This is a genomic window from Pseudarthrobacter cremeus, assembly GCF_051857465.1.
In the GTDB taxonomy this organism is placed as follows: Bacteria; Actinomycetota; Actinomycetes; order Actinomycetales; family Micrococcaceae; genus Arthrobacter.
Genome location: NZ_JBPZHC010000003.1, coordinates 412037 through 418683 on the forward strand (window position 1 = coordinate 412037; position 6647 = coordinate 418683).

A 6647-nucleotide genomic window follows, 5' to 3' on the forward strand; every position below is an offset into this window, starting at 1 on the left:
ACCCCAAACCCTCTGGCACTTCCTGTCGCGTTTTTCCGGACGCTCTTGCACTACCTGTCGCTGGCCGTTAACCCTCGTGTTTCCTTGGGTGGGTACGGTGTTGGGGTGTGTGCTGATTCTTTGCTTCCTTCGGGCGGGCGACGTGTGTTTGTTGCCCTGGGGGATTCCTTCACCGAGGGCGTGGGGGACCGGGACGAGCGGCTGCCCAACGGGGTGCGGGGTTGGGCCGACCGGGTGGCGGAGAAACTCGCCAAGGCCGATCCCGGGTGGGAGTATGCCAACCTGGCTATCCGGAGCAAGCGCCTGCGGCATGTGGTCAGCGAGCAGTTGGAGCATGCGCTCGCCATGAACCCCACCCTCATCACGCTGTACGCGGGCGGCAATGACATCCTGGACATCGGCACCGACATGGCGTCCCTGATGGACCAATACGAAAACGTTGTGGCACGGCTTGCCGGGAGCGGGGCCACAGTGGTCCTCTTCACCGGTTTCGACGTCAAGGTTTCGGCCGTCCTGGAGTTGCTGAAGAAGCGAAACACGCTCTACAACCAGCGTGTGCGGGCGATCGCGGCCACCTACGACGCCGTCCTGGTTGATTATTGGTCCCTGGACGCCTTCCATGACCGGCGTATGTGGGACTCGGACCGGCTGCACATGTCCAAGGCCGGCCACAAGTACCTCGCCGGGCAGGTGCTGGACCAGCTTGGGGTGCCGCACAAGATCCGTCCCATGGAGTGGGATCCGCCCGAGAGGCTCAGCCTGAGGGAGTGGGAGCAAAGGCAGCGCCGCTGGGTGAGGGAGTGGGTGCTGCCGCTTTTTGGCCGCAAAATCAGGGGCATTACGCTGGGCGACGCCCTCAGCCCGCGCTGGCCGGAGCCGGTCAAGGTGCCTCGCAAAGGCGGGCTGAAGAAGCTGGCCGAAAAGAAGCGGGCCAAGGCAGGAAAGTCCTAGGTGTCCAACAGGTTTTCAAAGCCTGGCGCCACCCTGTTGGCCGCGAATTCCATGATCTCGAAGTCAGCCACGCCGTTGACGTAAAAAGGATCCTTGGCCAGGCTGGCGTCGAGGGTCTGCCGGTCCGCCCTGGACAGCAAAAGCCCGCCGGTGCGCGGGACCTTGCGCCCGGCGGCAACAAACACACCGTCGTCAAAAGCATTCTTCAGCCACTCAACATGGCCGGCCAAGTGGAACTCCACGATGTCTTCGGGCACCTTGTAAGTCAGCGACACAACATACATAAGGCCATGCTACCGGGGCGTCGCCCAGCCACTTGAACTGTCAAGCATAGAATGGATCCATGACCGAACCGCGCTGGCTCAATGCCGATGAACGCCGTGCTTGGCTGGCCATGCTGAGCATCAACACCATGCTTCCCGCCGCACTGGACAACCAGCTGCACACTGCAGGCAAAGTGTCGCTGTTCGACTACAACGTCATGGCCATGCTGTCCGAGGCCGAGGGCCGTTTTCTGCCGATGAGCGAGCTGGCCGCCCGCACCAGTTCCTCCCTGTCCCGGCTCTCGCACGTCGTATCCAAGCTGGAGAAACGCGGATGGCTGGAGCGGCGTCCGCACCCCCGCGATGCCCGCGTCACCACCGCGCACCTGTCCGACGACGGGATGGCCACCTTGGTGTCGCTCGCACCGGGGCACGTTGAAGCCGTCCGCAACAAGTTCCTGGACGCCCTGACGGACCGCGATGTCAACGATTTGGCCCGCATCGGGGAAAAAATTGTGGCCCGCCTCGACGATGACCACTGGATTCTCCGCGAAAGCTGAAGCTTGGTTGCTCGCAGCAACAGATGACACACTGGCGCTATGGATTTTTCGACCCGCTTCGTAGCCCTCGGTGACTCCTTCACGGAAGGGGTGGGCGATGACGATCCCCACCGTCCCAACGGCGTCCGCGGCTGGGCTGACCGTGTCGCCGAGCAGCTGGGCGCGGCCGATCCTGGCTTCGGTTATGCCAATCTCGCCATCCGCGGCAGGAAGCTACGCCAGATCATGGCAGAGCAGGTGGACGCCGCCGTCGAACTCAACCCCACCCTGGTGACCATCTACGCGGGTGCCAATGACATCCTGCGGCCCAGGATCGACATCGACGATTTGCTTGCCGAGTACGACGCCGGAATCGGCAAGCTGGCCGCGACCGGGGCCACGGTTGTGGTTTTCACGGGGTTTGATGCCCGCGGCTCCAAGGTGTTCAGCACCATGCGCGGCCGCACCGCCATCTATAACGAACTGGTCCGCGGCATCGCCGGGGATCATGGCGCGCTGCTGGTGGACTACTGGCGCTTCAACGAGTATTACGACTGGGGGATGTGGGCCCAGGACCGGATGCACATGTCGGCTGCCGGACACGCCAATATGGCAAAACGGGTCCTGACGGTACTCCAGCACGATCACTCCATCGAGGTGCCGCCCATGACCCCGGTCCCGGAACTCAGCCGGGCCGATGCCCTCCGCGCCAACGCCCGCTGGGTCCGCGAATTCGCCGGGCCGTGGGTGGTCCGCCGGGTTACGGGCAAGTCCTCCGGCGACGGGCTGACGCCCAGGTACCCGCAGCTCACGCACCTGTAGCGGAAGCCGCACCTGGCGGAAGCCGCACGTTGCGAAAACTCATGCGGCGGAAGGCCCGCGGCGGAAGCCCGGCGTCGCGAGCAGTTCCCCATTCGCCCGGACCGCCAGGACGGCAACATCCCAGCCGTCGGTGGCCCGGTCCAGCATTGGCTGGCCACCGGCAACGATCGAAGTGGCCAGGACATCCGCCGTCGTGATGTCCGCAGCGGCGACGGACACCTGGATGAACGCATAACCGTCAGTGGACGGCCCCCAAATGTGGTCCCCCCGCTCGGCCGTACCCGACGTCGCCAACGCCGCGTGCCGGCGTCCGTGGCCCAGCGGATAGCCGGCCAGCAACGCCCCGCGGTCCAGGGGATCCATGATGCCGATGTCCCAGGGTTCGTCGCTTCCGGGCACCGGCGAACCGCTGACCAGGATGTCCCCGCCCGCGTTCAGGCACCAATCCGGGCGGCCGAGCGCCCGCAGCGAAGTCCCCGACTCGCGGATCGCATGGGCCTTGACGAGGCCGGAAAGGTCCAGCACGCCGTCGGGCCTTTCCGCTGTGAAGGCGCCTTCGGTGCGCAGCCGCCACTGCATCGCCTCCTCGTAACCCCCGCGCATGGCCGAGGACGCAGCCCGGAGCGGCAGCTCGCCGCGCGCCAGCCTGCTGGCCTCGGAATCCGCCCTGTACAGACTGAACGTCTGGTCCAGTTGATTGAACAGGCGTTCGACGACGGCGGCAGCTGCTGCCAGCTCGTCGTCCGGCGGGTTTCCTTCCGGGGTGGAGTCCAACGACGGCATTGCCACCGGGTCGACCGGCCCCGCGGTGATGGGCATGGTGAGGCTGATAGCCGTGCCCATGCTGTGGAAAGTCTTTGCCTTCAGGACCGGCGGCGGAGTCAGGCCGCGGTGGTTCTCAGAGGTTCGCGGCATCGATGGCTGCCTGGAGGGACGTGAGATAGGCGTTGCTTGTGACAGTCGCCCCGCTGATGCTCTTCACCTTGGCCGACTGGGCCGCCAGTACTTCGCTGCGCAGCAAGGGTGCGGCCCGGTTGCTGATCTGGATGGATTTCCGGTCGTCGTCGGTGAGCTGCAGGGCCGTGACGTCGGTGATTGCGCCGGCTTTCACGGTGATCTGCACCTGGACCGACCCAAACCGCGTCGGCACCACGGCGCCGTCGTACGTGGCTGCGGCAGCCGCCGCCGCTCCGGCCGAACCTGAGGCTACCGAACCTGACGAGCCGGATGTCCCGGCTGACCCGGATGAGCCGGATGAGCCCGTAGCACCCGTAGCACCCGTGGCCCCGGACGACCCCGTCCCATCCGTTCCGGTTCCCGCGGCAGTCGCCACGGCGGAGCCGCGGATTTCCGCCACCTGCGCACCGGCCTGCCAGCCCGCCAGGAGGATGCCGGCCGAAGCCAGCGCTGCTGATACCGCTCCCCGTGCTTTCACCAGTCAAACCTTTCGTGATGGATTTGTTCAGGCCCGACGCCCGCAGCGTGGGCAGCGGAGATAACGTTGCGCGCCCAGACGGCCGGCCCGCAGATGTAAACGTCAGAATCTGCAATATCGGGTACGTAAGACGCCAGGTTGTAGCCGGCGCGGACAGCGTCTTCGGGCAGCCAGCTGTTGGCGTCCCGCCGCACCCGCGGGCCTGTCAGATGGAACAGCCGCGCACCACGGTCCTCGCACAGTTCCAGGATTTCGGCTCCCAGATAGAGTTCCTGTTCGCTATGGCCACGCAACAGGACTGTGGCGTCCCCGGGGGCGAACGGGGTGCTTTCCAGCAGGGCGCGCAGGGGCGTGATGCCGATTCCGGCTCCGATCATCACCACTTTGTCCCGGGTGCGCGCGGCCGTACCGAACATTCCGTACGGGCCTTCCACGGCAACCCTGGTCCCGGGCCGCAGCCTCATGAGCTGGGCTGAACCGCGGCCCAGGTTCCGGACCGTAATGCGCAGCGTTGACTCGCCCCCTGGGCCAGGAGCCAGGGGCTCTGCCGACAGACTGAAGGGGTGCGGATGCCACCACAGGCCCGGGGCGAGGAAGCGCCAGATGAAGAACCGTCCGCCATGTCCGGAGAGCCTGTCCAGCTGGTACCCCGTCATTTCGATGTTCACCACGCCCGGGGCGACGCTGGCCACCCGGCTGACTGTGAGTTGATGCCGCGACGTGGCGACTATCGGCTGCAGCACCCGGAAGTACAGCAGGGCCGCGCCCGTGGCCACACAGATGGCCAGCCAGTACCAACGCTGCCAGGTCCCCTCCGCGAAAAGCCCGCCCACGCTGAACTGATGGGGCAGGGAGGTGCCGACGGCGGCATACGTCAGCAGGTGCACCGTGTACCAGAACTCATAGGGAAATCGGCGCCGCACGGCCACCAGCGAAGTAACCACCACGGCGATAAACAGGGCCATGGACACGAAGGCCAGCCACATATCGGGTACCAGTACCCACAGGGCAACCGATTCGCTGATCGGGTCGAGCCCCTCCGCCATCCCGTAGCCCGTGGCTATCAGCAGCCCGTGGCCCAGCAGAAGGTACAGTGACGGCTTACCCAGCTTGCGGTGGAATTCCAGCGCGCGGTCATGGCCGATCGTGCGGTCAATCACGGGGATCCGGGCCGCCAGGAGCAGCATCAGCAGAACCAGGTCCATGCCGGCCAGTCCTGCCACGATGCCCAGTGCCGTGAATGCTGAGGCGGCCGAATTGATTACTGTTGCGCCGCCGTCGGCCAGCCACAAAGCCACGGCGGCTGCGACGGAACCCCAGGCGGTGACGGTCAGGGCATCGCTTCGGAGAAGCCGGCGGCGGTGCTGCCGGTGGAACGTTGCGGAGCGGAACGCGCGGCCCGTGAGTGGGCGGCGGGGGCTCCGGTGGCCGGAGTGGTCTTGGGCCGGAGGGGCCGGCCGGAGCTGTGTTGTCATGCTTCAACGGTGAACCCCGAAGCTATCATTCAGCTGTGAAAATACCGGCCGCCCAGCTATGAGTGCAGCGGCGCAGGGGCCGCCGGACATTCCGCCGGTGCATCGCCCTTATACACCGGCCCGATGCTGGATTGGTCTTTAATTGCCTGAACTCGTAGACTTGGTAGGCGCTAAGTGCGCGGAGCGTGCGCAATTGCTCCGGTGGCCCGGTAATTTTCTCCAGGGTAGCCGGTAGTTAGGGGCTCAAGTTGCGTGACTAACCGTTCACCCTGATCACTTTGGGTCGCATTTAGACGCATGATCCTGCAGCAGATATGCGGATCATTACATTCAATTCTTGAGGAGAAGTCATGGCAGCACACTGCCAAGTGACCGGAGCCGAGCCGGGCTTTGGGCACAGCATTTCGCACTCGCACCGACGCAACAAGCGTCGGTTCGATCCGAACATCCAGAAGAAGCGCTACTGGGTTCCGTCCCTGCGCCGTAACGTCACGCTGCAGGTTTCTGCTCGTGGCATCAAGACAATCGACGTTCGCGGCATCGACGTAGTCGTCGCCTCGATCCTGGCTCGTGGGGTGAAGCTCTAGTGGCTAAGGACAAGGACGTACGTCCGATCATCAAGCTCAAGTCGACCGCGGGCACGGGTTACACCTACGTGACGCGCAAGAACCGTCGTAACGACCCGGACCGTATGGTTCTGAAGAAGTACGACCCCCGCATCCGTAAGCACGTCGAATTCCGAGAGGAGCGCTAAGCACATGGCTAAGAAGTCAATGATCGCCAAGAACGAACAGCGTAAAGTCATCGTTGAGCGTTATGCTGCAAAGCGCCTCGAACTGAAGAAGGCTCTGGTTGACCCCGCGTCCACCGACGAGGCACGCGAAGCTGCACGCCTCGGCCTGCAGAAGCTGCCCCGCAACGCGTCGCCCGTCCGTCTGCGTAACCGCGACATCATCGACGGCCGTCCCCGCGGTACCTTCCAGAAGTTCGGTATCTCCCGTGTTCGCTTCCGCGACATGGCTCACCGTGGTGAGCTTCCGGGCATCACCAAGTCTTCCTGGTAATCCAGCACCGCTGATTCCAGCTGCTTGAGAAGGGCCGGCAACCATTTGGTTGCCGGCCCGTCTGATTTTAAGCGTTGCGGTCCTCCCAAAGTCGGAGT

10 protein-coding genes are annotated in these 6647 nt (G+C 64.7%); 6 read left to right on the top strand and 4 right to left on the bottom strand.

Annotation, left to right across the window (positions count from 1 at the left end; genetic code table 11):
* Positions 1-144 precede the first annotated feature (144 nt).
* Positions 145-951, top strand: coding sequence for an SGNH/GDSL hydrolase family protein (locus ACS5PJ_RS08525; protein ID WP_439434475.1), 807 nt, complete (start codon positions 145-147; stop codon positions 949-951).
* Here the strand turns inward: ACS5PJ_RS08525 and ACS5PJ_RS08530 are convergent.
* Complete coding sequence (locus ACS5PJ_RS08530) at positions 948-1235, bottom strand: YciI family protein (RefSeq protein ID WP_439434476.1); 288 nt, start codon at positions 1233-1235, stop codon at positions 948-950. The genes ACS5PJ_RS08525 and ACS5PJ_RS08530 overlap by 4 nt on opposite strands.
* A gap of 59 nt (positions 1236-1294) precedes the next feature.
* Here ACS5PJ_RS08530 and ACS5PJ_RS08535 point away from each other — a divergent pair, with 59 nt between their 5' ends.
* Both ACS5PJ_RS08535 and ACS5PJ_RS08540 read left to right on the top strand, forming a co-directional pair.
* Positions 1295-1774 (top strand): MarR family winged helix-turn-helix transcriptional regulator, encoded by a 480-nt coding sequence (locus tag ACS5PJ_RS08535; RefSeq protein WP_439434477.1) that lies wholly within the window; start codon positions 1295-1297, stop codon positions 1772-1774.
* 39 nt (positions 1775-1813) lie between these two features.
* Positions 1814-2575 carry an SGNH/GDSL hydrolase family protein gene (locus ACS5PJ_RS08540; RefSeq protein ID WP_439434478.1) on the top strand — a complete coding sequence of 254 codons (762 nt, stop codon included), beginning with the start codon at positions 1814-1816 and terminating at the stop codon, positions 2573-2575.
* Positions 2576-2614: 39 nt separating this feature from the next.
* Here the strand turns inward: ACS5PJ_RS08540 and ACS5PJ_RS08545 are convergent, their stop codons facing one another.
* From ACS5PJ_RS08545 to ACS5PJ_RS08555, 3 genes are read right to left on the bottom strand one after another with little or no spacing between them, the layout of a single operon-like run.
* Complete coding sequence (locus ACS5PJ_RS08545) at positions 2615-3490, bottom strand: FAD:protein FMN transferase (RefSeq protein WP_439434479.1); 876 nt, start codon at positions 3488-3490, stop codon at positions 2615-2617.
* On the bottom strand, positions 3474-4010 hold the full coding sequence (locus ACS5PJ_RS08550) for an FMN-binding protein (RefSeq protein WP_439434480.1): 537 nt from the start codon (positions 4008-4010) through the stop codon (positions 3474-3476). Before ACS5PJ_RS08550 ends, ACS5PJ_RS08545 begins: the two co-directional genes overlap by 17 nt.
* Positions 4007-5485, bottom strand: coding sequence for a ferredoxin reductase family protein (locus ACS5PJ_RS08555; protein WP_439434481.1), 1479 nt, complete (start codon positions 5483-5485; stop codon positions 4007-4009). Before ACS5PJ_RS08555 ends, ACS5PJ_RS08550 begins: the two co-directional genes overlap by 4 nt.
* A 350-nt stretch (positions 5486-5835) precedes the next feature.
* Between ACS5PJ_RS08555 and rpmB the strand changes: the two genes are divergently transcribed.
* Genes rpmB through rpsN form a run of 3 tightly spaced genes read left to right on the top strand, consistent with a single transcriptional unit; the run spans position 5836 to position 6549 of the window.
* The gene (gene rpmB, locus ACS5PJ_RS08560) at positions 5836-6072 is read left to right on the top strand and encodes a 50S ribosomal protein L28 (RefSeq protein WP_108598676.1); all 237 of its coding nucleotides are present in this window, start codon (positions 5836-5838) and stop codon (positions 6070-6072) included.
* Positions 6072-6239 (top strand): 50S ribosomal protein L33, encoded by a 168-nt coding sequence (rpmG, locus tag ACS5PJ_RS08565; RefSeq protein ID WP_011693743.1) that lies wholly within the window; start codon positions 6072-6074, stop codon positions 6237-6239. Before rpmB ends, rpmG begins: the two co-directional genes overlap by 1 nt.
* Before the next feature lie 4 nt (positions 6240-6243).
* On the top strand, positions 6244-6549 hold the full coding sequence (gene rpsN / locus ACS5PJ_RS08570) for a 30S ribosomal protein S14 (protein WP_011693742.1): 306 nt from the start codon (positions 6244-6246) through the stop codon (positions 6547-6549).
* The last annotated feature ends 98 nt before the right edge of the window (positions 6550-6647 follow it).

Coding starts and splice junctions, on each gene's coding strand:
- ACS5PJ_RS08530 (WP_439434476.1), bottom strand. CDS start 1,235: ATGTATGTTGTGTCGCTGACTTACAAGGTGCCCGAAGACATCGTGGAG.
- ACS5PJ_RS08535 (WP_439434477.1), top strand. CDS start 1,295: ATGACCGAACCGCGCTGGCTCAATGCCGATGAACGCCGTGCTTGGCTG.
- ACS5PJ_RS08540 (WP_439434478.1), top strand. CDS start 1,814: ATGGATTTTTCGACCCGCTTCGTAGCCCTCGGTGACTCCTTCACGGAA.
- ACS5PJ_RS08545 (WP_439434479.1), bottom strand. CDS start 3,490: ATGCCGCGAACCTCTGAGAACCACCGCGGCCTGACTCCGCCGCCGGTC.
- ACS5PJ_RS08555 (WP_439434481.1), bottom strand. CDS start 5,485: ATGACAACACAGCTCCGGCCGGCCCCTCCGGCCCAAGACCACTCCGGC.
- rpmB (WP_108598676.1), top strand. CDS start 5,836: ATGGCAGCACACTGCCAAGTGACCGGAGCCGAGCCGGGCTTTGGGCAC.
- rpsN (WP_011693742.1), top strand. CDS start 6,244: ATGGCTAAGAAGTCAATGATCGCCAAGAACGAACAGCGTAAAGTCATC.